This is a genomic window from Weizmannia sp. FSL K6-0777, assembly GCF_038593185.1.
In the GTDB taxonomy this organism is placed as follows: Bacteria; Bacillota; Bacilli; order Bacillales; family Bacillaceae_C; genus Weizmannia; species Weizmannia faecalis.
This window is the reverse complement of the sequence record NZ_CP151971.1, coordinates 2,052,776-2,077,718: the sequence shown is the minus strand read 5'-3', so window position 1 is coordinate 2,077,718 and position 24,943 is coordinate 2,052,776. Positions and strand designations below refer to the sequence as shown.

At 48.4% G+C, this 24,943-nt stretch carries 22 protein-coding genes, 1 other RNA gene, 1 pseudogene and 1 other annotated feature; of the genes and pseudogenes, 19 read left to right on the top strand and 5 right to left on the bottom strand.

Going from position 1 to position 24,943, the window contains the following annotated elements; translation table 11 throughout:
• Positions 1-4: 4 nt before the first annotated feature.
• Positions 5-1,831: a DHA2 family efflux MFS transporter permease subunit gene (locus tag NST70_RS09935; RefSeq protein WP_026683587.1), complete on the top strand. Its 1,827-nt coding sequence runs from the start codon at positions 5-7 to the stop codon at positions 1,829-1,831.
• Positions 1,832-1,860: 29 nt separating this feature from the next.
• On the opposite strand, the gene NST70_RS09930 is transcribed toward NST70_RS09935, so the two are convergent.
• Positions 1,861-3,324 (bottom strand): N-acetylmuramoyl-L-alanine amidase, encoded by a 1,464-nt coding sequence (locus NST70_RS09930; protein ID WP_342474940.1) that lies wholly within the window; start codon positions 3,322-3,324, stop codon positions 1,861-1,863.
• Between the two features lie 137 nt (positions 3,325-3,461).
• Here NST70_RS09930 and NST70_RS09925 point away from each other — a divergent pair, with 137 nt between their 5' ends.
• The 6 genes from NST70_RS09925 to NST70_RS09900 all read left to right on the top strand — a co-directional run bounded on the left by NST70_RS09925 (position 3,462) and on the right by NST70_RS09900 (position 9,417).
• On the top strand, positions 3,462-3,638 hold the full coding sequence (locus tag NST70_RS09925) for a hypothetical protein (protein WP_014097899.1): 177 nt from the start codon (positions 3,462-3,464) through the stop codon (positions 3,636-3,638).
• 127 nt (positions 3,639-3,765) lie between these two features.
• Positions 3,766-3,988, top strand: a binding site (T-box leader).
• 144 nt (positions 3,989-4,132) lie between these two features.
• Complete coding sequence (gene hisS, locus NST70_RS09920) at positions 4,133-5,416, top strand: histidine--tRNA ligase (RefSeq protein ID WP_342474938.1); 1,284 nt, start codon at positions 4,133-4,135, stop codon at positions 5,414-5,416.
• The gene (gene aspS / locus NST70_RS09915; RefSeq protein WP_342474936.1) at positions 5,413-7,185 is read left to right on the top strand and encodes an aspartate--tRNA ligase; all 1,773 of its coding nucleotides are present in this window, start codon (positions 5,413-5,415) and stop codon (positions 7,183-7,185) included. Before hisS ends, aspS begins: the two co-directional genes overlap by 4 nt.
• Positions 7,186-7,349: 164 nt before the next feature.
• Positions 7,350-7,534, top strand: a non-coding RNA gene (gene ssrS, locus NST70_RS09910) — 6S RNA.
• Between the two features lie 106 nt (positions 7,535-7,640).
• Positions 7,641-8,576, top strand: a complete 936-nt coding sequence (locus tag NST70_RS09905) for a bile acid:sodium symporter family protein (protein WP_043052560.1) — start codon at positions 7,641-7,643, stop codon at positions 8,574-8,576.
• Between the two features lie 73 nt (positions 8,577-8,649).
• Positions 8,650-9,417 (top strand): tRNA threonylcarbamoyladenosine dehydratase, encoded by a 768-nt coding sequence (locus NST70_RS09900; RefSeq protein WP_014097904.1) that lies wholly within the window; start codon positions 8,650-8,652, stop codon positions 9,415-9,417.
• Positions 9,418-9,449: 32 nt separating this feature from the next.
• Here NST70_RS09900 and NST70_RS09895 read toward each other — a convergent pair whose 3' ends face one another.
• Together NST70_RS09895 and NST70_RS09890 are read right to left on the bottom strand one after the other, a co-directional pair.
• On the bottom strand, positions 9,450-10,727 hold the full coding sequence (locus tag NST70_RS09895; protein ID WP_061565556.1) for a replication-associated recombination protein A: 1,278 nt from the start codon (positions 10,725-10,727) through the stop codon (positions 9,450-9,452).
• 224 nt (positions 10,728-10,951) lie between these two features.
• Positions 10,952-12,361, bottom strand: a complete 1,410-nt coding sequence (locus NST70_RS09890) for an ISLre2 family transposase (RefSeq protein WP_342474934.1) — start codon at positions 12,359-12,361, stop codon at positions 10,952-10,954.
• Between the two features lie 307 nt (positions 12,362-12,668).
• Here NST70_RS09890 and NST70_RS09885 point away from each other — a divergent pair, with 307 nt between their 5' ends.
• The 7 genes from NST70_RS09885 to NST70_RS09855 all read left to right on the top strand — a co-directional run bounded on the left by NST70_RS09885 (position 12,669) and on the right by NST70_RS09855 (position 20,890).
• The gene (locus tag NST70_RS09885; protein WP_014097906.1) at positions 12,669-13,412 is read left to right on the top strand and encodes an SDR family oxidoreductase; all 744 of its coding nucleotides are present in this window, start codon (positions 12,669-12,671) and stop codon (positions 13,410-13,412) included.
• A 293-nt stretch (positions 13,413-13,705) separates the two neighbouring features.
• Entirely contained in the window at positions 13,706-14,374 is a 669-nt protein-coding gene (locus NST70_RS09880; RefSeq protein WP_342474930.1) for a cell surface protein, read from the top strand.
• Between the two features lie 312 nt (positions 14,375-14,686).
• Positions 14,687-15,106 (top strand): Rrf2 family transcriptional regulator, encoded by a 420-nt coding sequence (locus tag NST70_RS09875; RefSeq protein ID WP_014097908.1) that lies wholly within the window; start codon positions 14,687-14,689, stop codon positions 15,104-15,106.
• A 20-nt stretch (positions 15,107-15,126) separates the two neighbouring features.
• Positions 15,127-16,272: a cysteine desulfurase family protein gene (locus NST70_RS09870; protein WP_035184531.1), complete on the top strand. Its 1,146-nt coding sequence runs from the start codon at positions 15,127-15,129 to the stop codon at positions 16,270-16,272.
• A gap of 15 nt (positions 16,273-16,287) precedes the next feature.
• Complete coding sequence (gene mnmA, locus NST70_RS09865) at positions 16,288-17,403, top strand: tRNA 2-thiouridine(34) synthase MnmA (RefSeq protein ID WP_061086590.1); 1,116 nt, start codon at positions 16,288-16,290, stop codon at positions 17,401-17,403.
• Positions 17,404-17,787: 384 nt separating this feature from the next.
• Complete coding sequence (locus NST70_RS09860; RefSeq protein WP_342474928.1) at positions 17,788-18,456, top strand: tetratricopeptide repeat protein; 669 nt, start codon at positions 17,788-17,790, stop codon at positions 18,454-18,456.
• 10 nt (positions 18,457-18,466) lie between these two features.
• Positions 18,467-20,890 carry an ATP-dependent RecD-like DNA helicase gene (locus NST70_RS09855; RefSeq protein ID WP_342474927.1) on the top strand — a complete coding sequence of 808 codons (2,424 nt, stop codon included), beginning with the start codon at positions 18,467-18,469 and terminating at the stop codon, positions 20,888-20,890.
• Between the two features lie 166 nt (positions 20,891-21,056).
• On the opposite strand, the pseudogene NST70_RS09850 reads toward NST70_RS09855, so the two are convergent.
• A pseudogene (locus tag NST70_RS09850) lies at positions 21,057-21,401 on the bottom strand (Glu/Leu/Phe/Val dehydrogenase dimerization domain-containing protein); the annotation flags it as partial.
• Positions 21,402-21,732: 331 nt separating this feature from the next.
• On the opposite strand from NST70_RS09850, the gene NST70_RS09845 reads away from it, so the two are divergent.
• Both NST70_RS09845 and NST70_RS09840 read left to right on the top strand, forming a co-directional pair.
• Entirely contained in the window at positions 21,733-21,837 is a 105-nt protein-coding gene (locus tag NST70_RS09845) for an AsnC family transcriptional regulator (RefSeq protein ID WP_014097915.1), read from the top strand.
• A 6-nt stretch (positions 21,838-21,843) separates the two neighbouring features.
• Complete coding sequence (locus tag NST70_RS09840) at positions 21,844-22,194, top strand: Lrp/AsnC family transcriptional regulator (RefSeq protein ID WP_017550592.1); 351 nt, start codon at positions 21,844-21,846, stop codon at positions 22,192-22,194.
• A gap of 38 nt (positions 22,195-22,232) precedes the next feature.
• Here the strand turns inward: NST70_RS09840 and NST70_RS09835 are convergent, their stop codons facing one another.
• Positions 22,233-22,673 (bottom strand): YndM family protein, encoded by a 441-nt coding sequence (locus NST70_RS09835; protein ID WP_026104526.1) that lies wholly within the window; start codon positions 22,671-22,673, stop codon positions 22,233-22,235.
• Between the two features lie 158 nt (positions 22,674-22,831).
• Between NST70_RS09835 and NST70_RS09830 the strand changes: the two genes are divergently transcribed.
• The 3 genes from NST70_RS09830 (at position 22,832) to NST70_RS09820 (ending at position 24,546) form a co-directional block, all read left to right on the top strand.
• The gene (locus tag NST70_RS09830) at positions 22,832-23,044 is read left to right on the top strand and encodes a hypothetical protein (RefSeq protein ID WP_026104525.1); all 213 of its coding nucleotides are present in this window, start codon (positions 22,832-22,834) and stop codon (positions 23,042-23,044) included.
• Positions 23,045-23,061: 17 nt separating this feature from the next.
• Positions 23,062-23,193, top strand: coding sequence for a DUF3918 family protein (locus tag NST70_RS09825; protein ID WP_014097919.1), 132 nt, complete (start codon positions 23,062-23,064; stop codon positions 23,191-23,193).
• A gap of 261 nt (positions 23,194-23,454) precedes the next feature.
• Positions 23,455-24,546 carry an AI-2E family transporter gene (locus NST70_RS09820; RefSeq protein ID WP_014097920.1) on the top strand — a complete coding sequence of 364 codons (1,092 nt, stop codon included), beginning with the start codon at positions 23,455-23,457 and terminating at the stop codon, positions 24,544-24,546.
• Positions 24,547-24,943: the final 397 nt, after the last annotated feature.

Below are 24,943 nucleotides of genomic sequence, written 5' to 3'. Positions count from 1 at the left end.
TCCGATGGGAAAATTTATCGCAGGTTATGTTCTTTTATCGGTCATTGTCCTTCTTATCCTGAATCTCATATTAAGGAACAGGGGAAGAAAGAAAAAGATGGAAAGCCCGCTTCTTGACAAGCGGGCGCCGGAAATGGAAACAATGCCTGCGCCGCCTGAAAAAGCGGAAACGCAGGTGCCGGCAAAAACAGATGAAGGATTGGCGGCAGAGCCTGAAAAAATGGAAACGCGCCGCGCTCGTACGGACGACGAAAAACGTCCGGCTGAAGCACCCGGGCGAGCTGCCGTTCCCCCGGAAGTGGAGGAAGAACACGGCAGGGGGAAAATTGTTTTTGCGATGATGCTCGGGGCATTTGTGGCGATTTTGAACCAAACACTTTTGAATGTCGCCATTCCGCATATTATGAACGACTTGAATGTGACGGCGAATACGGTGCAATGGCTGTCAACCGGATATATGCTTGTAAACGGGATTCTTGTTCCGGTTACGGCATTTATGATCAGTAAATGGGGCACGCGGAAAATGCTGATTACAGCCGTTTCCCTCTTTACGGCCGGATCGGTTTTGTGTGCCATTTCGACAAACTTCTCGATTCTGATGCTCGGGCGCATTGTCCAGGCTTCCGGTGCCGGGATCATCATGCCGTTGATGATGACGGTGTTCTTAACCATCTTCCCGCCTGAAAAACGCGGCAGCGCGATGGGGATGATGGGGGTTGCCATGATTTTCGCCCCTGCGATCGGCCCGACATTGTCAGGGTGGCTGGTCGGCCATTACGACTGGCATATTCTGTTCTGGATTGTCATTCCGTTCGGCGTGATTGATATTTTTGTCACTTTGGCATGGATGAAAGATGTCATGAAAACGACAAACCCGAAAATCGATATTCCGGGTATTATCTTCTCCACGCTCGGTTTCGGCTTTTTGCTGTACGGATTCAGTGAAGCCGGGAATGACGGCTGGAGCAGCAAACAGGTTGTCATTTCCCTGATCATTGCCGTTATCTCGCTTGTTTTGTTCGTATGGCGGGAATTAACGACGGAAAAACCGATGCTTGATTTGCGTGTATTCAAATATGATATCTTTGCTTTAACGACGATTGTCAGCATGGTGGTGAATATGGCGATGTTTGCCGGGATGATTTTGCTGCCGATTTATTTGCAAAACATCCGCGGGTTTACTGCGCTTGATTCCGGTTTGCTGATGCTGCCGGGGGCGATCGTCATGGGGATTATGTCGCCGATATCCGGCTGGCTGTTTGACAAGTTGGGGGCAAGACCGCTCGCTGTCTTCGGCTTGATTATCACCGTCTGGACAACTTACGAATTTACGAAGCTGTCGATGACGACCTCCTACGGCCACTTGTTATTCTTGTATGTTTTGCGCAGCTTCGGGATGTCTTTCATTATGATGACGATCATGACCGAAGGGATGAACCAGCTGCCGATTCATATGACCAGCCACGGGACGGCTGCGGCCAACACCGCCCGTACGGTTGCCGGAAGTCTCGGAACGGCATTTCTCGTAACCGTCATGTCCACCCGTGCCGATTTCCATACGGCAAACTACGTCAATGCCTTTGCAAATATCAACCCGTATGTGTCTGCTAAAATCGCGGCCATCGGGCAGGGCCTGGCCCATGCTTCCGGGCTGCCTTCTCAGTACGGGCAAGTGCTCGGCTCCTCTATTGTGTATCAAAAATCGGTTGTGAATGCGACGATCAGCGGCATAAACGATGCCTTTTTCGTCGCGACCGGGATCGCAGCGTTTGCGTTAATTTTGTCGTTCTTTATCAAACGCGCAATGCCGCAGCCAAATATTAAGAAATAAAAAAATGCCGGGGATGCCCCGGCATTTTTTTACTGAAAATAAGCTTTTAACCCGTTATAAATGCCGGCCACTGCCTTCGTTTGAAAAGACTTCTCCACGATATGCTTTTCTTCAGCCGGACTGCTCAAATAACCGAGTTCAAGCAAAATGGCAGGCTGGGTATTTTCACGGATAACATGGAAATCCCCGAATTTTACGCCCCTGTCAACGGTGCCGAGCCGGCTTGTGATCTGGTTATTGACAAGCCTTGCGAAATCATAGTCCTGCGCATGATAATAATACGTCGTATGCCCGCGCGTATGGGAATCTTCAGCGCTGTCAAAATGAATGCTGACAAAAGCATCGGCATGATTTGTATTGCTGATGGCGGTTCTTTCCGACAAAGATACGTACGTATCGCTGTTCCGGGTTAAAATGACCCGGGCGCCCGCTTTTTTCAGCTTTTCGTACAGGGCATTCGCCGTTTTCAGCGTTACCAATTTTTCGAGCGTGCCGTAAGCGCCGGTTGTGCCATTATCCGTTCCGCCGTGACCGGGGTCAAGCACAATCGTCTTTCCCTTGATTCCTTTTTTTACAGCCGTATCACTTTTTTGGGCGGCTTTTGCCGAAATATAGGCTGAAGTGCCGCTTTCCAGCCTGATTTTATACCAGCCGTCCATTTCTGAAACGACGGGAAAACGGTCTCCGGCCTTGGCGGTTCCCACCGTGTCCGAGCCGGATTGTGGCCTTTTGTAAAGGTTTGTGCCGGAATGGAGGGTCACTTCTGCTTCACTGCTGCGCTTTGCCTGGCTTTCGCGCGTCACATAGAAGCCTGCGACCCATCCGTGCGTGCCGTCTTCCAGTTCAACTTCATACCAGCCGTGGTCGGTTCCGGTAATTTCAAGTCTCGTCCCGTACGTTACTGTCGCTACCGTTCCGCTTTGAAGCGAAGGAGACCGGCGGATATTTAGGCTTGTGGCGGCAACAATTGCGGCGCTTACGTTGTTTTCCGCCATTTTCCCGGCGTTTTTGTTTTTTTCCGTCTGTACATACTGGCTGTCTGCCCAGCCTGAAACATTGCCGCTTTCAATATAAACCCAGCCGCCTTCTGCCCTGGTAACCGTGACTACGGCATTTTTTTCAAGCGTGCCAACGATTGCGGCAGACTGGTCCGGCGCTTTTCTGATGCGCAGGCGGTCAGCGGTGATTTTTCCTTGTTTTGATTGTTTTGCGGAAGGGGTGCCTGTTTCCACAAGCCAGCCCGCAATCCAGCCTGTATGTCCTTGCGGGAGGCGGATTTGAAACCAATCCCCGTCTTTTTGAAGAACCGTGTACGTGTCGTTTTTGGCTGCTTTGCCTGCGATCGGGTAGGACACCCCGGGCCCGCTGCGGATGTAGACAGCCGCATGCGTCACCGTTACCGTCCCGGCCTCTTCCGCCCCCGCATGGATCACGCCGGGTGCAATCAGAAAAAAGAGCACCAGGAAAAACAGCCGGAAAAAAAGTTTTTTCACATCTCCACCCCTCATCCCTGTCCGGAAAATTGTCCACTATTTGTTATTCGCGCTCCGTAAAAAAACTCCTTTTTGCGGGTAAGAAAAAATAAAAAAGGGAAAAATAGAAAGGATGGAACGAGAAGGAGTGAACGGCATTGAGAGCAGCGGATAAAAATAGGACAGCCGGTAATGCATTGAATCAAATTTACGGCGTTAATTTCCAGGATCCGGGAAGTGCCGGGCAGGAAGCGTTCAACGCTGAATCAGCGATTGAAACTGGTCTTTCAAAAGGGGACCTGAAACTTTTGAAAAAGAAACTGGGGCGCTCATAATGAAAGACCCGATCCGCGGAAAACGAACTTTTTCAGGCGCTGAACGCAGATCGGGGAAAAACTTTGCCGGCAGCCTTGACAACAGCCGGTGCCACGCGTAACATAATAAAAATAGATGGTAAAATTGGCAAAACCGATGACAAAGAAGAGTAATTAAGATCCGTGTGAAAAGAGAGGAAATGTCCCGGGCTGAAAACATTTCTGCACAACGGCTTAATGAACGAACACTTTGTAGGTTCTGTCCTGAACGGAAATCCAGTAGGGACGGGCGTTACAGGCGTTAACTGTAAAAGTGGAAGCAGACGCTTCAATTAGGGTGGCACCACGGGAATTCAACTCTCGTCCCTTGTTTATAAGACAAGGGACCGGGGGTTTTTTATTTTACATAAACATTGATTGAGAAGGAGGATACTCGTCTTCATATCAACATTTTTAGGCATGCAGGATGAAAATGAAAACCCATCATTTTTCAGCAATAGAAGGAGGAGTACGCCATGACCGTTCAAATTCCGCGCGGCACGCAGGACATCCTGCCCGGCGAGGTGGAAAAATGGAATTATATTGAGAACACCGCAAAAAAAATATGTGAAAACTATCAGTACCGGGAAATCCGGACACCGATTTTCGAATATACCGAGCTTTTCCAAAAAGGGGTCGGGGACACGACGGATATTGTCCAAAAAGAGATGTACACATTCGATGACAGGGGCGGGCGCAGCCTGACACTGCGGCCGGAGGGAACAGCGCCGGTCGTCCGTTCCTTTATCGGGCATAAAATGTTCGGAAACGCGGTTCAGCCGGTCAAACTGTATTATAATGGCCCGATGTTCCGTTATGAACGGCCGCAAGCAGGGCGCTTCCGTCAGTTTGTCCAGTTCGGCGTTGAAGCGCTCGGAAGCGAAGCCCCGGCCATCGATGCCGAAGTCATTGCGCTCGCAATGGATATTTACAAACAGCTTGGTTTAAAAAATGTCAAACTTGTGATCAACAGCCTCGGCGATAAAGAAAGCCGGCTCAGGCACCGGGAAGCGCTTATTGATCATTTCAAACCGCATATCGGGGAGTTTTGCGCGGACTGCCAAAAACGCCTTGAACAAAATCCGCTGCGTATTCTTGACTGCAAAAAAGATCATGACCATCCGCTCATGAAAACAGCGCCATCCATTTTGGATTATTTAAATGATGCATCAAAAGCTTATTTTGATAAAGTTTTGCAGTTTCTTGGCACGCTCGGCATCCCATATGAAATCGACCCCGGGCTTGTGCGCGGCCTTGATTACTATGTGCATACTTGTTTTGAAATTATGAGCAATGCGGAGGGATTCGGCGCGATCACCACCCTTTGCGGCGGCGGGCGTTACAACGGCCTTGTTGAGGAAATGGGCGGGCCGGAAACGCCGGGGATCGGGTTTGCCTTAAGCATTGAACGGCTGCTTGCTGCACTGGACGCGGAAGGCATCGAACTTCCTGTTGGCCACAGGACGGACTGCTATGTGGTCGCGATCGGTGAGGAGACGAAACCGGCTGCTTTTAAATTGCTCCAGGCATTAAGAAGTGCCGGATTCTCAGCTGACCAGGATTATTTGGGGCGCAAAGTGAAAGCACAGTTTAAAGCGGCGGACCGGGTGAAAGCCGCATTTGTTGCGGTCATCGGCGAAGAGGAGCTGCGGGCCGGGAAAGCAAGCGTCAGAAATATGGCGACAGGCGAACAAAAAGAACTGCCGCTTGAAGGGTTTATTACAGCTTTTAAAGATATGGCAAACAGGGGGGAAGCATGATGGAAGGACGTTCTTACTATTGCGGTGATGTGACGGAACAACAGATTGGCGAAAAAGTGGTACTGAAAGGATGGGTGCAGAGAAGGCGCGACTTGGGCGGCCTCATTTTTATCGATTTGCGCGACCGCGCCGGCATTGTCCAAATTGTATTTAATACGGCGGTCTCTGAAGAAGCTTTTAAACTTGCGGAAAAAGTCCGGAACGAGTATGTGCTCGAAGTAGAGGGGAAAGTCATCGCCCGTTCCGAAAATACGGTAAATCCGAACTTAAAAACGGGCAAAATTGAAATTCAGGCTGACCGCCTTGCGATCATCAACAACGCAAAAACCCCGCCGTTTATGATTGAAAACGAGACGGGCGTGGCGGAAGATGTGCGCCTGAAATACCGTTATCTCGACTTGCGGCGCCCGGTCATGTTTGAAACGATGAAAATGCGCCATGCGATTACAAAATCGATTAGAGGCTTTCTCGATGAAGAAGGGTTTATCGATGTTGAAACCCCGGTGTTGACAAAAAGCACCCCGGAAGGCGCCCGCGATTATCTCGTGCCGAGCCGGGTGCACCCTGGCGAATTTTACGCTTTGCCGCAGTCGCCGCAATTGTTTAAGCAGCTTTTGATGATCTCCGGTTTTGACCGCTATTACCAGATTGCCCGCTGTTTCCGTGATGAAGACTTGCGTGCAGACAGGCAGCCGGAATTTACGCAAATTGATATTGAAACGAGTTTCATGAGCCAGGAAGACATTTTGACCATGACAGAAAAAATGATCAAACGGCTGATGAAAGAAGTGAAAAACATCGATATTGAAACGCCGCTGCCAAGGCTGACCTACGAGGAAGCCATGAACCGGTACGGATCGGATAAACCGGACACCCGTTTCGGCATGGAACTGGTTGACGTCTCCGAAATCGTCCAAAACGCCGGTTTTAAAGTGTTCGCGTCTGCCGTTACCTCGGGCGGGCAAGTAAAAGCGATCAATGCAAAAGGGGCGGCAAGCAAATATTCAAGAAAAGACATCGACGCGCTCGGCGAATTTGCCGCACGTTACGGCGCGAAAGGCCTTGCCTGGCTAAAAGCGGAAAACGAAGGGTTAAAGGGCCCGATCGCAAAATTTTTTACAGAAGCGGAACAATCGCAATTAGCGGCCGCTACAAATGCAGAAACGGGCGATTTGCTGCTGTTTGTGGCGGATAAAAAATCAGTCGTTGCCGATGCGCTCGGGGCGCTAAGAAACAAGCTCGGCAAAGAACTCGGCCTGATTGACGAGTCGAAATTCAACTTCCTGTGGGTAACGGACTGGCCGCTTTTGGAATATGACGAAGAAGCAGGGCGTTATACGGCAGCACACCATCCGTTCACGATGCCGTTTGAAGAAGATATTGAGAAGCTGGAAACCGACCCGGCAAGCGTAAAGGCACAGGCCTATGATATTGTATTGAACGGGTATGAACTCGGCGGCGGATCGCTCCGGATTTATAAACGAGATGTCCAGGAAAAAATGTTCAAGGCGCTCGGCTTTTCAAAAGAGCAGGCACAGTCCCAGTTCGGCTTTTTGCTTGATGCGTTTGATTACGGCACGCCGCCGCACGGGGGCATCGCACTCGGCCTTGACCGGATTGTCATGCTCCTTGCCGGCCGCAGCAACTTGCGCGACACGATTGCATTTCCGAAGACAGCCAGCGCCAGCTGCCTGCTGACGAATGCACCGGGCGCGGTCAGCGAGGCGCAGCTGGATGAGCTGCAATTGAAATTAAAAGCAAAAAAATGAGATCAAAATCCGGAAAAGGGGCGGCGTAAAATTTTTCCAGCCGCTTCGCGAAGAAACGCGTCCGCTGCCGCTATCCCGTAAGAACGGGAAAAATGCGGACCGCCTGCGAGCCTTTTTTCGTTTGAAAACGGGTGAAAAAAATGCTATGATATAAACAAGTTGAATGAGTCCTGGGGTGTTCGTATATGTTCCTATCGTTTTGACCGAACACTTCATTATCGGGGGCCCGGAGTCACCAGACGGCGTGCATGCCCTTTGCGGGGACGCATAAAGCCTGGTGCAGGGCACCCACCTGCTCGAGAGCGGGATCAAAACAGAGGATTGCAAGAACGGCACGTCCGGGGCTCATTCCACTCCTTTCCCTCTTTAGAAAAAGAGGGTTTTTATTTTTTGGAAAAGAAGGAATTTTTGTGTGTTTTTCGTTTTTTGATCGCGCAAACCGTTTCCTTGGCAAAATGATGCCGGTTTTTATCCCGGGAAGCTTGATCATCGGGATGGTACTCGGGCACCGGTTGACGGGCCTTTTATTTTTAGTGCCGTGGCTGTTTGCTTTTATGACTTTTACAGGGAGCATCGGCTCAACCTTTAAGCAGCTCGGTGCGGTTGTCCGCCATCCGTTCCCGGTTTTGCTTGCTCTAGGGGTGTTGCACCTTTTTATGCCCTTGTTTGCGTACGGAACGGGGCATTTACTCTTTCCCGGGCACCCGCTGACAACAACCGGGTTTTTGCTTTCGGCCGCCATTCCGACAGGTGTGACAAGCTTTGTATGGGTCATGATGCAAAAAGGGAATATCCCGCTTGTTTTAACGGTCATTTTGATAGATACCCTGCTTTCGCCGGTTGTTGTGCCGCTTACTTTGCTCTTGTTTGTCGGTAAGAATGTACATATTGAGGTTTGGCCGCTCATGCAAGATCTTTTTACGATGATCGTCATCCCGTCTTTGCTCGGCATCCTGTTCAGCCAGTTTACACAGCTCGAAACCCAGCGGAAGGCTGCTTCAGTGCTTTCTCCGTTTTCCAAAATCGGCATGTTTCTTGTCGTCATGATCAACGGCGGGGTCGTATCGCCGTACCTCAGGGGAATGGATGCCCATGTGCTGTTTATTATCCTGACTGTGCTGTTCATTTCGGCTTGCGGCTATTTATTAAGCTGGCTGATCGGCGCTTTGTTCCATCTTGACCGCGGCATGATCGTGACCTTAACATACAGCGGCGGCATGCGCAATATCAGTGCCGGATCTGTCATCGCAGTCACCTTTTTCCCGGCCCAGGTTGTGCTGCCGGTCATCTCCGGCATGCTTTTTCAGCAGGTGCTGGCCTCTTTTTTCGGAACATTGCTTTCAAGCGTATACAGGGATAAAAAAACGGAAAAGCCGGCGGCAAGCAGCTGAACATAAAGGTTTGCTTTCCGGGCCGTTTTTGGATAATCTAGGAAAGAAATGAGTATGTTTGGAGATGAGAAAATTGCTGCATCAGTTTTCACGGAATGAATTGGCAATCGGGCAGGAAGGGCTGCAAAAGCTGAAAAACAGCACCGTTGCTATTCTCGGTGTCGGCGGCGTGGGTTCGTTTGCGGTTGAAGCTTTGGCTCGGTCGGCAATCGGAAGGTTAATCCTTGTTGACAAAGATGATGTTGACATTACAAATATTAACCGCCAGATTCCGGCGCTGCTTTCCACCGTTGGGCAGGCGAAAGCCGATTTGATGAAAAAACGGATTGCCGATATCAATCCGGATTGTGACGTGATTTCTTTAAAAATGTTCTATACGGAAGAAACGGCTGAACAGTTTTTCTCTTATAAGCCGGACTATGTGGTGGATGCAAGTGATACGATTATTTACAAAGTGCATGTAATGAAAGAATGCCTGAAACGGAAGATCAAAATGATATCCAGCATGGGGGCGGCCAATAAAATGGACCCGACACGCCTCCGCATCGCAGACATTTCCGAAACGCACACCGATCCGATTGCCCGCGTTGTGCGCCTGAAGCTGCGAAAAGAAGGCATCAAAAAAGGCATTCCGGTCGTGTTTTCCGACGAAAGCCCGATCGTCATCCGCGAAGATGTCCGCAAAGTGGTCGGAAATGATGAAGCCGAAATCCGTAAAGCACAAATGCCACCTTCATCCAATGCGTTTGTTCCGTCAACCGCAGGGCTGTTTATGGCGAGTTTCGTTGTCCGTGACATTTTGAAAGATATCCCGGTAAAAAGGGTAAAAGATGAACATTGAAAAAAAGAAAGCATCACGGATGCTTTCTTTTTTTACGGCTTATGGTTCTGCTCCATTTTTTCATACACTTGGGCAAGCGCCCGTTCAAATTTGCCCGTTTTTTTCGGGTCATAATAACGGGCATATTTGAGGGTGTCCGGAAGATATTGCTGTTTGACCCAGCCGTTTTTAAAGTCATGCGGGTATTTGTAACCGATGCCCCGTCCCAGCTGTTTTGCGCTTTTATAATGGGCGTCTTTCAGATGAGCGGGCACCTCGCCGCTTTTTCCGGCACGGATATCGGAAAGGGCGGCATCAATCGCCATGATCGCGGAATTTGATTTCGGCGACAGGCATAATTCGATGACCGCAGCTGCAAGCGGGATGCGCGCTTCCGGAAACCCGAGCCGTTCTGCCGCTTCGATGGCGGCAAGGGTGCGCGCGCCGGCCTGCGGGCTTGCAAGGCCGATGTCTTCGTAAGCAATCACAAGGAGCCTGCGCGCAATGCTCGGCAGGTCCCCGGCTTCGATCAGCCGGCCCAAATAATGAAGGGCGGCATTGGCATCGCTGCCGCGGATCGATTTTTGAAAAGCGCTCAGCACATCGTAGTGCGCGTCGCCGTCCTTATCATGGGCAAGGCTTTTTTTCTGTAGGCATTCTTCGGCAATGGCAAGCGTAATGTGGATCACGCCGTCATCATCAGGTTCGCTTGAAATCACGGCCAGCTCCAGCGCATTTAACGCGCTACGCACATCGCCGTTCGATCCTTGCGCAAAATGGTTGAAAGCCGCTTCCTCTATTTTCACTTTGTATTTGCCAAGGCCCCTGTCCGCATCATCAAGGGCACGGGTAAGCGCCGTCTTGATCTCATCAAGCGATAATGGGAAAAGCTCAAAAATCTGGCAGCGGCTCCGGATCGCCGGGTTAATGGCATGGTACGGGTTGCTCGTTGTGGCCCCGATCAGGACGATCATGCCGGACTCAAGATACGGCAGCAAAAAATCCTGTTTTGCTTTGTCGAGCCGGTGGACTTCATCGAGAAGCAAAATGACTTTTCCGCTCATTTTTGCTTCGGCGGCGACAATCTCCATATCCTTTTTATTGTTCGTCACGGCATTTAACGTACGGAATGCATATTTGGTGCTTCCCGCAATCGCGCTGGCAATCGACGTTTTCCCAACGCCCGGCGGCCCGTACAAAATCATGGAAGAAAGCTGGCGTGCTTTGACCATCCGGTATATGATTTTATTTTTGCCGACGAGATGCTCCTGTCCGATCACTTCATCAATCGTGCGCGGCCGCATCCGGTAGGCAAGCGGTTCGTCTTTCATTTTAATCGCTCCAAACCTGTTTTCGTATCCTTATCTTAACAGATTTCACGGGCATGCGGGAAGCAATCAGGTTTTTCGTATGTGTCAAGTTTTTCTCGATAGTATTTAAATATCGGGTTTTCAAGACACTCTTTTTTGTACACTTTTCGGCTACCGCGCTTCGCTTGCTCTCCTGGATAAGTGGCAATAATTTTCCAAATTAATGCCACTTATCTAGGCTGAAATTAATACCCAAGAATTTTGCTTAAATGCCCCATTGCAGATGAATGGCTTGTATATAAAGCGACAGATCCATGTTTCACCCCGATTGACGGACGTACTGGCTGTTTAATTAGCTCTGATAACCTTATTGCTTGTTTTAATTCCCTTTGTTTTTTCCCACTTCTTGTACGGTGTTTCAAATAAGCTTCCCTCAATGTCTGGTTAAGAATCCCTTGTTTAATTTTCACCATGGCTTCTGCGCCTTTTTTGCTCCAATGCATGCCCCTTTTCTTCATTCTGAATGAGATATGCCTTTGGTTTGATTCCATCGCCCCTAGGCCTCTTGCACCTTCTGGCACGTTTTCAACCTTGTCTCTCCAGTCAAAAATGCGTTCCCAATTTTTCAAGATATACGAACGGAATTCCTTGATTTTCTTAAGGCTCTTTTCATCAGTCAATGTGCTCTCATACGTATCCAAATATAACGTGAATCGGTCACAGTCACGCGTTTTAATTGCTTTTCTAGTTTGCTCTTTAATCTCGCTTTTTCCGCCCCCAAATGTCCTTACAATGGCTTGTGCAACGTGGTAGGTATCCAGCTGGTTGAGCACCGGATATTCCGACTGTGAGAATGCTGTTTGAAACCGTTCAGCTGTGTACCCCGCACCTCCATCACTATTTGTAATGACACGAGCTTTTTCTAGGGAATAGGTGTTGGCTGCTACAGCTTGGACTTCATCCCAAAATGTCTGGATGGATTTCGTCGTCATGATAACAACGGGATGGTGTAGAGAGACTCTTTTGCCATTGGTTTCCCATCCTTCATAGAGAATGGCGTGGTGGACTTCCAAACCCTGTTTCTTTTCTAGTCCCCGGACGAATATACCATCAGCTTCGGAAAACAGGTAATCTACCTTCTTTCCCTCAGGTAGTGAATCAGCTATTTCTAGCTCTTCTACAAGTGCCTTGTCGGCTTCAGCTTGCGTTTTCCCTACGTGTTTCACCATGTTCCCTACAGTTGTGTGACTCAGACTTATTGCTGTCCATTCTTTTAAAATATCAGCTACCTCCCGATAGGTGTTCTCACTTGCCAACTCTGCCACCTTTAACTCCACTAACGGGCTGTATCGTTGGTATGGTAAAAGCCCTAACCATTCATCCAGAGGATAATGTGAATTCCCTTTCTGGTCATGCATTAGTGAACGTTTAAAGGTCACATTTCCAAATAAAAACTGAATGCTTCTGTTATCACTCCGGCAGTACTCCCAGCCATCCTCCAGCTTTTTCTGCTTAATTGTTTTATCTAACGTCTCAAATATTTCCCCAACCCATTGCGTAAAGGCATTCTGGATCAGAATTTTAACTTGTTCTTCAAATTCAATAAGACTTTTTGTATCCTTTAATAATCTAGCAATTATTGATATAATATCCATAGGAAGACCTCTTTCTAAATGTATTCGCCCACAAGCGTACATTTAAATGATAGAGCGTCTTCCCATTTTTTTCCACTCATCTGCCCTTCGAGTAAAATTTTACACATACGGTTTTTCGGGCGTAGGCTTAAAAGGAATAGCATTGATGGGGGCTTTTTGTATTTTTCAGTTTTCCCGGCTGTACATTGTTGCTTTTTTGATATAATGATTGTAGGCTAGGAAAATGGGCGCCATAAACGGCTGCGGAAAAAAATGAAATCCGGCCGTGCGTGGTTTTTGTATGATTTGACATAGGAAGGTGAACGCGGTGAGACTGAAAAATAAAGTTGCGGTCATTACAGGCGGCGCTTCCGGAATCGGGGAAGCGACGGCCTGGCTTTTTGCGAACGAGGGTGCGAAAGTCGTCATCGGGGATGTGGCGGAATCCAAGATGGAAATTGCCGACAAAATCAAAGAAACCGGTGGGGAAGCGCTTTTTGTTCATTGTGATGTTTCCGATTATTACAGTGTCAGGCATTTAATGGAGAAGGCGACGGATACTTACGGGAAGCTTGACATTCTGGTTGCGTGTGCCGGGATTCCGGAAAAGCACGGGCCTGTTCATGAACTCGACCAGGACTACTGGCAAAAAGTATTGGACATTAACTTAACCGGTGTCATGCTTTCCAATAAATATGCGATCCCGTACATGCTGAAAAACGGAAAAGGCGCGATTGTCAACATGGGCTCTTTTATGGCCCACGTCGGGATTACCAACAGTGCGGCCTATTCCGCCGCCAAAGCTGCGGTTGTGAATTTGACGCGGGCGGAAGCTGTTACGTATGCCAAACAGGGCATCCGCGTCAACAGCGTTTCTCCGGGTACAACAGAATCGCCGGCACTGAAATATTTCACAAAAGAACAAATTCAGGAAACCATTGACCACAATCCGATGAAAAGACTTGGCAAGCCGGAAGAAGTGGCGAAAGCCGTTTTGTTCCTTGTAAGCGATGACGCATCGTTTATTACCGGCACGGATCTCCATGTGGACGGGGGTTATACGGCACAATAAAAAACACCATCCGGGGAAAACCGGATGGTGTTTTTTCGGATGAAGTTGGTTTTTTGAAAGAACCAGGCCCCCCTTCAAATTGTCTTAATCCATAATGATTGTCGCCTGATGGCATTTATCAGAAAGGCAAAATGTCGGGACCCATGAACTTGGACATGCTTTAGGCTTGAAACATCATACGAGCAGTGACATGATGTATAAATACGAAACCATCAGAATAACATTAAACGCTAATGAAAACGCATTCAAACCTTGTCGGCTAAAAGAACCTAAAATCAAAGGAGGGATTTAGAATGAGTTTTTCACAGAAAAAAACATTGCTTCCATTGGTGGTCGTTCTGGTATTGATTGCTGCAATGGCGATAGGGGCTTGCTCTCATCATTCTGCAACCAATAAAACGAGCAAACATCCTAAAAAAGTGCAGATGGACGGTACTTTTTCAATTAATAGGGATCATCCTGAAGAAACTGTCGGGGACGCCGATTATGTATTTTTAGCACGCGTTGAGGAGAAAACAGGTACGGCATATAAAAATACAACACAAATTGAAACAGAAGAGGGTACGAAGGAAATTTCCACACCCTATACCAATTACAAAATAACAGTATTGGAAAATATGAAAGGTGAACTAGAGACTGACAAACCGATTCCTCTTCAAAAAGCTGGCGGCATTTCGAAAGATGGGAGTTCAATCGTAACATTTGATGATGATGTGCTTCCTGAAGTTGGCCAATCTTATGTATTTTTAGCATATGCACAAGATGATGGTTCTTTACTTGTTTCAGGCCCCAACTCAAATACAGAGGTTTCAGGAATTGACGATACGGACACAAGTGACACAATCGAATCCTCTTCTGTTAATCATTCTTCCGTCATGAAAACGTATAAAAATGCATTGAAGCACCAAATAAAGTCAGATAGAAAACGAAGTGTTTCCAAATATGACAAAACCAAAGATTAAAAGATGATTTTATTATGAAACTTGCGAAAAAAATGCAAAAATTAGCCTTAATCAAACATAACAAAATACCCTCTATAGCCTCCATGAATGACAGGGGGCTTTTTGCTGTTTTCAATGATGTTTTTCAAGTTAAAGTAGCATTCACAAGCCGCTCTTGTTTCGCATTATGCCGATAAATATGCTATAATATGTTAAGTTTGGGACCAGTCTGTTCGTTCATTTATATGAATGGGCTTATTTTTTTACGCGCTCATCTGCCGTTTTTGGCTTAACAATTTTTTTTCGGGAATAATCGGAAAGAGGTGGAATGAAATGAAAATCTCAACGAAGGGCCGCTACGGGCTGACCATTATGATTGAACTGGCAAAGCGGTACGGCATGGGGCCGACTTCCCTGAAATCCATTGCCCAGAGCCAGAATTTGTCCGAACATTATCTGGAGCAGCTGATTTCTCCGCTCCGTAATGCCGGGTTTGTCAAAAGCATCCGCGGCGCTTACGGCGGCTATGTTTTAACGCGAAAACCTTCGCAAATCACGGCCGGTGATGTGATCCGTGTGCTGGAGGGACCGATTACACCGGTAGAGGGCATTGAAGACGAAGAACCGGTGAAACGCCAGCTCTGGATCCGAATCCGGGACGCGGTCAAGGACGTTCTTGACAGCACAACCATTGAAGATCTGGCCAAATACCGGGAAGATACAGAACCGGATGCCTACATGTATTATATCTAAATTGATATGGGGTGCGAAAAGTGGAAAAAATTTATTTGGACCATGCGGCCACTTCCCCTGTCCTTCCGCAAGTTGCAGAAAAAATGATGCAAGTGCTTACCGGCCATTTCGGGAATCCGTCGAGCATTCATGCATTCGGCAGGGAAGCGCGCCGCATTTTGGACGAAGCGCGCCAGGTGATTGCAGACAGCATCGGCGCACAGTTTAATGAAATCATTTTTACAAGCGGCGGAACCGAAGCGGATAATTACGCGATTCTCGGTACGGCAGAAGCAGCCGCTGAAAAGGGAAAACATATTATTTCCACGGCAATCGAACATCATGCCGTTTTGCATCCGCTGGAATACCTGGAAACAAAAGGGTATGACGTCACGTATTTGCAGCCGGATGAAACAGGGCTGATTAAGGCGGAAGACGTGCAAAAAGCGCTCCGAGATGATACCATTCTTGTCAGCGTGATGTATGGAAATAATGAAGTCGGAACGATCCAGCCAATCGCCGAAATCGGTGAGCTGCTGAAAAACCATCCGGCCGTTTTTCATACGGACGCCGTCCAGGCTTACGGAAATGAGAAGATCGACGTAAATGCCCTGAACGTGGACATGCTTTCCGTTTCGGCCCATAAAATCGGCGGGCCAAAAGGGATCGGATTTTTATACGTTCGGAACGGAACAAAATTGAAAAACCGCAACTTCGGCGGCGCCCAGGAATTAAAACGCCGCCCCGGGACGGAAAATACGGCGTCCATTGCCGGTTTTGCCGAGGCCGTCAAATGGGCGCAGCAGGCGCTTGTTGATAAACCAAAGCAATACAGCGCTTTTAAACAAAGATTTATGGAAATTTTAAAGCAGGAAAAGGTGGAATTTCAGCTGAACGGCAACGCGGAGGCGGCCCTTCCGCATGTGCTCAACTTAAGTTTTCCGAAAACGGATGTGGAATCGATGCTTGTCAATCTGGATCTTGCCGGGATTGCGGCCTCGAGCGGTTCTGCCTGCACAGCCGGGTCGATTGAGCCTTCCCATGTCCTTGTTGCCATGTTCGGGCGCGATTCGGAACGGCTCCGTACCTCCATCCGTTTCAGTTTCGGGATTGCCAATACGATGGAGCAAGTGGAAGCAGCCGCCCGTAAAACGGCAGAAATCGTCCGCAAGTTCCAGCAACAATAGAAAAGAGGAGGCATTATGCAAAAAGCACCAAAAGATACAAGAGTGGTTGTTGGCATGTCGGGCGGCGTTGATTCTTCTGTTGCCGCCTATTTGCTTAAACAGCAGGGCTATGATGTGATCGGCATTTTTATGAAAAACTGGGATGATACCGATGAAAACGGCGTCTGTACGGCAACGGAAGACTACAATGATGTCATCCGCGTCTGCAACCAGATCGGCATTCCGTACTATGCCGTTAATTTTGAAAAACAATATTGGGATAAAGTGTTCACCTATTTTCTGGATGAGTACCGCGCGGGAAGGACGCCGAACCCGGATGTAATGTGCAACAAGGAAATCAAGTTTAAGGCTTTTCTTGAACATGCTTTAAACCTCGGTGCCGATTATCTTGCGACCGGCCATTACGCACGCGTGACTCACCAGGACGGCGAATATAAAATGCTGCGGGGCGTTGATGGAAATAAAGACCAGACGTATTTTCTCAACCAGCTCGGGCAGCACCAGCTTTCGCGCGTGATGTTCCCGATCGGGGATCTGGAAAAACCGCGCGTCCGCGAAATTGCGAAAGAAGCCGGGCTTGCCACGGCAAATAAAAAAGACTCGACCGGCATCTGCTTTATCGGCGAACGCAATTTCAAAGAATTTTTAAGCCATTATCTGCCTGCGCAAAAAGGGCTGATGAAAACGCTCGACGGAAAAGTGATGGGCGAACACGAAGGCTTGATGTACTATACGATCGGCCAGCGCCACGGCCTCGGGATCGGCGGTTCCGGCGAGCCATGGTTTGCTGTCGGCAAAGACCTGAAAGAAAATGTTCTTTATGTGGAACAGGGATTCCACCATCCGGCCCTCTACTCCGATTATATGACCGGCGTGAAAGCAAACTGGGTATCGGGCAAAAAGCCGCCTGAAGTATTCCGGTGCACCGCGAAGTTCCGCTACCGCCAGCCGGACCAGAAAGTAACGGTCCAGCTGCTTGGTGATGATGAAGTCAAAGTCATTTACGACGAACCGGTTCGCGCCGTCACCCCCGGCCAGGCTGTTGTTTTTTACAACGGTGAAGAATGCCTCGGCGGCGCCACGATCGATAAAATTTATAAAAACGAAGAACAGCTCATGTACGTCGGCTGATCTTACAGGAGCCATGCACACAATTGTGTGCATGGCTTTATTTATGGGCAAACAGGTCACTGCTCTAAACCGTTGGACAGGGGAATGTGATTGCCGGAAACAAGGAAACGGGGAGCTCGCCATGATCGCAGTACAGGTTTATACATGAAACAGGAAAAGGGCGGTGCTCCTTCACACAGCTCGAAAAAACCATCACCCGGACCGACCGCATTGCGCACAGCTGTAAAAATCGCCTCATCCTTCACACAGCCAGTGAAGACCATGTTCTGGACCGGGTGGGGAAAGTGCAAAAGCATGCTCTCACAAAATGCCGGGGTTCGTTAAAAAAGTGAAGGGATTCATTTTATGTTATAATACTCGTATCATCAATCAGGAGTGTACGAAATGAACAAGCATGAACGCGGTATGAAAGCCTTGCAGGATAAAAAATATGATGAAGCGCTGAAATGGTTTAATGAAGCGATCGAAGACAATCCGGACGATCCGGTCGGCTATATCCATTTCGGCGATGTGCTGCTTGCTGCAGGCGAGCGGGAAAAGGCGCAGAATTTTTACCGGAAAGCGCTGGCATTGAAAGAACTTCCCGCTCCTTTTTACAGCCTCGGCACAATCCAATACGAAGAGGGGCATTATGAAGCGGCTGCCGGCTGTTTTGAAAAAGCCATCCGGCTCGGGCTCAAGGACAAAGATACGTATTTTATGCTCGGCATGTGTTTTATGATGCTCGGCAATCCGCGCTTTGCCATGCCGTATTTGCAAAGGAGCGTTGAACTGGATGAAGGGGATACGGAAGCGAGATTTCAGTACGCGCTTTCCCTTATCAAATCCAATTTCGCGGACGAAGCGCTGAAACAATTTCAAAAAGTGCTGGAACAGGACCCAAAACATACGGATGCTTTATACAATACAGGCGCGATTTATATGCAGTTCCTTGGCGACCTGGAAAAAGCGGCCGGCTATTTCAAAAAAGCGGTGGAGATTCAGCCGGGCCATCTGCTTTCGGGATACGGCTTGAAAATGGTTGAAAAACTGAAAGACATTGAAACGCTGTAAGGTGATGAAATTGGAAAAACAGCATGCGATGGATTTATTCCAGGACGAGGAAAATTTTATAAAAGGAAAGCATCTCGCGACCATCTTCCATAACGAGCAAAATTTGTATTCCGTCATCCGTGTGCGGGTGGAAGAGACCAATATCGGGCTGGAAGATAAGGAAACGGTGATTACCGGCTATTTTCCGCGCATCCATGAACAGGAAACGTACACCTTTTTTGGAAAAATGCAGGAACACCCGAAATTCGGCCCCCAGTTCCAGGCAAACCGCTTCCAAAAAGACATCCCCAATACAAAGCAGGGTGTTGTTGAGTATCTTTCCAGTGATTTATTCAACGGCATCGGCAAAAAAACGGCGGAGCGGATCGTTGGCGTGCTCGGTGAAAATGCGATCAGCAAAATATTGGAAAATCCCGCCGCCCTTGACGAAGTACCAAAACTGGCGCCGGAAAAAGCACAGCTGATCCATGATACGTTGGTTGAACACCAGGGGCTTGAACGTGTCATGATCGGGCTTGCGCAATACGGTTTCGGGCCGCAGATTGCGATGCGCATTTACCAGGTTTACGAGGATGAGGCGCTCGAAATGATCGCACAAAATCCGTACCGGCTCGTCGATGATATCAAAGGCATCGGTTTCGGGCGGGCCGATGAACTCGGCCGGCAGCTCGGCATCAGCGGGACGCATCCGCACCGCATCCAGGCCGGCTGCTGTTACATGCTGGAAATGGAAAGCATGCAGCACGGCCATGTGTACGTCCTGAAAGAAGAACTTGCGCAGGATATCAAAGCCCTTTTGGAAGAGTACCAGAATGTTGAAATCCCGGTCGGCCTGATTGAAAATGAGCTGGTAAAACTGCAGGAAGAGAGCAAAGTGATCATGGAAGAAGACAAAGTCTATCTTCCGTCCCTCTATTTTTCGGAAAAAGGAATCGTTTCCAATATTGAGCGGATAATGTCGCAAACCGAGTATGCGGAACAGTTCCCGGAGTCGGAATTCCTGCTTGCCCTGGGCAGCCTTGAAGAACGGCTCGGCGTCGAGTATGCCCCGTCGCAAAAGGAAGCCATCCAAAAAGCGCTGATGAGCCCGATGATGATTTTAACGGGCGGGCCCGGCACAGGGAAAACAACGGTCATTAAAGGGATTGTGGAACTGTACGGCGAATTGCACGGCGTTTCGCTTGACCCGCAAACCTATAAAAAAGATGAGGCATTTCCGATTGTCCTCGCGGCGCCGACAGGAAGGGCCGCGAAAAGAATGGCGGAGTCAACCGGTCTGCCGGCAATGACAATCCACCGCCTGCTCGGCATGACCGGCATGGAGGACCTAGACGATTCAGAGGAACGGCAGGTAGAAGGCAAGCTCGTCATTATTGATGAAATGTCGATGGTCGATACATGGCTTGCAAACCAGCTGTTAAAGGCGCTGCCGGATGAAATCCAGGTCATTATGGTCGGGGATGAAGACCAGCTGCCGTCCGTCGGTCCGGGCCAGGTGCTGAAAGATTTATTGAAATCGGGTGCCATCCCGGTTGTCAGGCTGACAGACATATACAGGCAGAAAGATGGTTCTTCGATTATTGAACTGGCCCACCATGTCAAAAATGGGCGTATTCCGGAAAATATTTTTCAAATGCAGGCGGACCGTTCGTTTATCCGCTGTTCTTCCGGGCAGGTGGCAGAAGCGGTGGAAAAAGTGGTGAAAAGCGCGAAACGGAAAGGCTATACGGCAAAAGACATCCAGGTGCTGGCGCCGATGTACAGGGGGCCGGCCGGCATTGACCGCCTGAACAGCCTTTTGCAAAATATTTTTAATCCGAATGAGAACGGCGCCCGCAAAGAGCTGAAGCACGGGGACGCGGTTTACCGGATCGGCGATAAGGTGCTGCAGCTTGTCAACCAGCCGGAACACGGAGTGTATAACGGCGATATCGGCGAGATTGTCTCCCTTTTTACCGCAAAAGAAAATACGGAAAAACAAGATATGCTCATCGTTTCTTTTGACGGGATTGAAGTGACGTATACGAAGCCTGATTTCAACCAGATTACGCTTGCGTATTGCTGTTCGATCCATAAATCGCAAGGAAGCGAGTTCCCGGTAGTGATTTTGCCGGTTGTCCGCAGCTATTACCGGATGCTGCGCCGAAACTTGCTGTATACTGCGATCACAAGAAGCAAAAAAATTTTAATTCTGCTTGGCGAAGAACCGGCTTTCCGGATGGGTGTGGAAAGGGAAGATGACCAAAAACGGAAGACGACACTGTGTGAAAAACTGGCTGAAGCATTAAAAACGGAACAAAAAGAGGCAGGGACGGAGACAGTCCTGTCCTTAACAGAAGAAAATTGGGACCGGGTCGACCCGATGATTGGCATGGAGGGCATTACCCCGTACACGTACGCGGAAGAAGGACAGACTGCGTCCCAACCGGATTAAGCAACCAAAAAGCAGCGGCCGGCCCCGCTGCTTTTTGGTTTGGCTCAAGGATCAAGTTTTCTGGCAGGTTGGACCTGGCTGATTTGGACACTTTTATCCCCGGCGTTTTTAAACTTAAAGATGGATATGGCCGTTAATAGGGCTAAAACGATGACACAGGCAATCATAAGGAGTCAACAAACTGACCAAAAGCTCTGAACATGGCGGGGGTTTTATCCTTTGACGGGTTGCCGATCAACACTGCTTTTCCTCCGCCAAAATCGACATCCGCCGCTGCACATTTATAGGTCATCCCTTTCGATAACTGCAACACATCTTCCAACGCTTCATCCAGCGTCCGGTACGGCTGCATGCGGCAGCCCCCCAATGCCGGCCCGAGTGTCGTATTATGGATTGCGATAATGGCTTTCAAACCTGTTGCAGGATCATTACAAAAAACAATTTGTTCATGTTCCTGCATTTTATCGAGCAATGTTTCCGTTGTTTGCATATACGGTTTGATCACATTCATTTCAGATTACCTCTATTTGTACTGTGGATATAGTGATAAAAGTGTAAAAGAAAAGGTTTTCTGCACTTATTTTGACAGCGTTTATATTTCACCGGACCGCCGCCTAAAAATCATTGCAATTGAATACTTTATTGCACCAGAAACGATGCGCTAGAATAAAAGCGGTAACATCATGTGAAATCTAAAAATTTATAAGATTTTGTGTCTGAATCCATCATAAACGATGGCAAAAAGAAACGAAATAACAAACTGTATCAATTTCGGGTGTAAACCTTTCTATTTTGAATAAGTTTTCGTATTGCAAACTGCATTTTGCAAAGGGGGCTTTTTCATGGATCAGTTGGACATTCGTCTTCTTGAAATGCTGCAAAAGGATGGGCGCATGACTTTAAGTGATTTATCGAAGAAATTGTCCCTCAGCCGCCCGAGCATTTAGGAACGGTTGAAACGGCTGCAGGAGAAGGGGATTATCGAAGGATTCAGCGCAAGGGTATCCCCGAAAGCTGTGGGCAGGGAAGTGGTTGCTTACATGCAGGTAAGTGAGATCAAGATGTCCACTTATACAGAATTTGAGAAATGGATTGTGCAGGTTCCCGAAATTGTTGAATGCCATCGCTTGACAGGCGCTGTCAGCTATTTGCTGAAAGCTGCCGTTACCTCTATGGACCATCTGAGCAAGCTGATTGACCGGCTCACCCCTTATGGAAACATCAACACATCGATCGTACTGTCATCACCGGTCGCTTTTCGCTGTATAACGCCGGTTCCTTTTGAAGAAAAACAAAAAAATTAGGGCTTGCGAAACCCCGGTTTAAACATCCCGGCAAGCCCTTATTGCTGTTTCTTTCCCGTTTCCGGACGGATTTCCTCTGCGGTTTCCGTGCCGTACCGAAGGGTTTGTGCTTTGCTCCGCCGCGGGACCCCTTTTTGGAGCACATAGTCGGTTAAATATTGGTGATAAAAATGTTCGAACACGCTGATGACGACGGCAGTACCGATCGAAACCTGAAGCCCCGGCAAATGGTTGTGGGAGAAAAACCGGGTCATCCCCCAGATGACAGAAAATGCAAGTCCAAAGTCTAAGATCAGTACAAACCAGTCCGCTGTGCGCGGAAGAAGGCCGAGATCAGCCAAAAAATAAGAAATCACACTAAGCAAGAGCGCTGTAAACAGCACACCGAAAAAAGACATGCCGTAAATGAAGCCGAGCACCAAATACAAAAAAATAAAATGCCCGGCGATTTTAATCAAAAGCGGTTTAATGTTTTGCATACATGTCACTTCCTGCTGTTGGTTTCCTATATTTTTTCCGGAATGGACGATCATACGCTGGGAACCGTTTCCTTGCATGCTGTCAGTCCGCTCCGGCAAACTATATATGCCGGTTTGACGTATGCTTTTTGGAAAAATTGGGCATATTGGTAAGCAAAATGGCGCTTGAAAGCGAGGTGCTTACCATGCAATGCCCGAATTGCCGAAGCAAGGACATCGGAAAAATCGGCGTGAACCAGTATTACTGCTGGAACTGTTTTATTGAACTATCGGTTGCAAAAAATACAATCCATACGCATCAGGTGGAAGAAGACGGCACATTGAGCTCTTTGGATGATTTGTTTGAGGAAGAAGCACGCAAACTCAGCTGAATGGAGGGAATGGGGAAATGAACAAAATGATGATGGCTGCAGTCGGTTTTGGTGCGGGAATGGCCGCTGCCCAGATGGCGAAGAATGGCTTCGCGGACAGGCGGCAGATGCGGAAAATGGCAAAGCGGGTGCGCAAGGCATTCCGTTAAAACCGCCTATCCGATAAAAACCCCGGTCTCGTTTCCCTGGCCGGACGCCAACGGACGAAAGGAAACGCACGGATGCATCTTGCCAAATGGGCGGATATCCCTGTCCCGCTGCATCCCTTTTCACGAAGCCCGGTGTTCTCGTTTATAAGGTTTTGCGTCCTCCGTATTTCAGTTGTCCCAAAGGTTGCTGCATTGGACCGGTGATAAAAATCCTCATAAACTTCCCTCTTTCGCAAACACTTGAAGGAGGGAGGTTTTTTTATGCAACGGTTTCGCGGTACATGGCTGTATAAATTGTTTTGGTTGTTATTTATTCTGATTATTTTATATGTGCTGCTTTTACTCAAGCCTTTTTGGGCGCCCGTATTGCGCGTCGTACTGGCGGTATGCCTGCCGCTTTTAATCGGCGGTTTTATCGCTTACATCCTCCACCCACTTGTTGAATTTCTTTATAAAAACGGGCTGCCGAGAGGGCTTGCCATCCTGATTATCTATATTTTGTTTTTTGGCGGCACCGCTTACGGCGTTTACAGAGGGCTGCCGCTTGTGATCGCCCAAATGAACGATCTGTCGGAACATCTGCCGCAGTTTGCAGACCAGTACAGGGACGGCGTTGTTTACTTGCAAACATCGATGAAGCACTGGCCGGACGGGCTTCAGGACCAGATTGACGAGCGCATTGAACGCTTTGAATTATGGCTCTCTGCAAATGTTTCAAATTCAATCAATATGCTGATGCAACTTGTCAATTACGCCATTGCGCTTGCCGTCATTCCGTTTATTTCATTTTACCTTCTGAAAGATTTTGAACATGTCAAAAAAGCGGCACTGGCATTGACGCCGGAAAAATGGCGGCCGTCCGCTGCAGCATTTATTCGCGATGTCGACCGGTCGATCGGTGGCTATCTCCGCGGCCAGCTTTTGGACTGCCTGTTGATCGGCTTTCTTTCTTTTGTCGCATTTGCCATCCTTGGCATGAAATACCCGATTTTACTCGGCATCATCATCGGGGTCACCAATGTCATTCCGTATTTCGGCCCTGTTTTGGGCGCCATTCCCGTTTCGGTTATTGCGGCGACCATTTCATTAAAATTTGTCCTTTATGTGGTCATCATTGTGTTCGTCCTGCAATTTATTGAAAGCAATATCCTTTCCCCTTTTATTGTCGGGAAATCTTTGCATCTTCACCCGCTGTTTATCATCATCGCCTTGATCGCGGGAGAGGAAATCGCGGGGATCGCAGGACTGATTCTCGCTGTGCCGGCGCTTGCCGTGCTGAAAGTGGCCATCATCCATGCTCGCAAAACTTTGCGCTTTTCAGGCCGCACGAATCAAGTTGACAAACCGGAGTAAACTTTTTTATAATTTACCCATGAACATACGTGTCCTGTGGGCAAAATAGGCTTCCGGACAGGGATTTTTGTCCGGGCTTAGTAATTGCACAGCACAGGCCGTTCCTATTGATAGAACTGCATATCAAAAAACGAAGAAAGATCGAGTATGTTATCGCCCATTTTAAACCGTGATGTACGGCCCAGAGAGGAATTTCCGCGGCTGAAAGAAATTCCAAAATGAAGGATAACAGAACGCTAATCCGGAGTGCAGCCAAACCCTGCCGTTTTGCCCCGTTACAGGCACCCAAAGAGAAGGGCGTTTTTTGCCTTTAATCAGGGTGGTACCGCGAGCAAGCCTCTCGTCCCTGTCCGGGATGGGGGCTTTTTTGCGTCCGGGGGGTTCCGGTTTTCATAAA

What these genes read in the sequence shown, in the direction of transcription:
- NST70_RS09935 (WP_026683587.1), top strand. Translation starts at nt 5, where the DNA reads ATGGGAAAATTTATCGCAGGTTATGTTCTTTTATCGGTCATTGTCCTT.
- hisS (WP_342474938.1), top strand. Translation starts at nt 4,133, where the DNA reads ATGACCGTTCAAATTCCGCGCGGCACGCAGGACATCCTGCCCGGCGAG.
- aspS (WP_342474936.1), top strand. Translation starts at nt 5,413, where the DNA reads ATGATGGAAGGACGTTCTTACTATTGCGGTGATGTGACGGAACAACAG.
- NST70_RS09905 (WP_043052560.1), top strand. Translation starts at nt 7,641, where the DNA reads ATGATGCCGGTTTTTATCCCGGGAAGCTTGATCATCGGGATGGTACTC.
- NST70_RS09895 (WP_061565556.1), bottom strand. Translation starts at nt 10,727, where the DNA reads ATGAAAGACGAACCGCTTGCCTACCGGATGCGGCCGCGCACGATTGAT.
- NST70_RS09890 (WP_342474934.1), bottom strand. Translation starts at nt 12,361, where the DNA reads ATGGATATTATATCAATAATTGCTAGATTATTAAAGGATACAAAAAGT.
- NST70_RS09880 (WP_342474930.1), top strand. Translation starts at nt 13,706, where the DNA reads ATGAGTTTTTCACAGAAAAAAACATTGCTTCCATTGGTGGTCGTTCTG.
- NST70_RS09875 (WP_014097908.1), top strand. Translation starts at nt 14,687, where the DNA reads ATGAAAATCTCAACGAAGGGCCGCTACGGGCTGACCATTATGATTGAA.
- mnmA (WP_061086590.1), top strand. Translation starts at nt 16,288, where the DNA reads ATGCAAAAAGCACCAAAAGATACAAGAGTGGTTGTTGGCATGTCGGGC.
- NST70_RS09860 (WP_342474928.1), top strand. Translation starts at nt 17,788, where the DNA reads ATGAACAAGCATGAACGCGGTATGAAAGCCTTGCAGGATAAAAAATAT.
- NST70_RS09845 (WP_014097915.1), top strand. Translation starts at nt 21,733, where the DNA reads ATGGATCAGTTGGACATTCGTCTTCTTGAAATGCTGCAAAAGGATGGG.
- NST70_RS09835 (WP_026104526.1), bottom strand. Translation starts at nt 22,673, where the DNA reads ATGCAAAACATTAAACCGCTTTTGATTAAAATCGCCGGGCATTTTATT.
- NST70_RS09830 (WP_026104525.1), top strand. Translation starts at nt 22,832, where the DNA reads ATGGCGCTTGAAAGCGAGGTGCTTACCATGCAATGCCCGAATTGCCGA.
- NST70_RS09825 (WP_014097919.1), top strand. Translation starts at nt 23,062, where the DNA reads ATGAACAAAATGATGATGGCTGCAGTCGGTTTTGGTGCGGGAATGGCC.
- NST70_RS09820 (WP_014097920.1), top strand. Translation starts at nt 23,455, where the DNA reads ATGCAACGGTTTCGCGGTACATGGCTGTATAAATTGTTTTGGTTGTTA.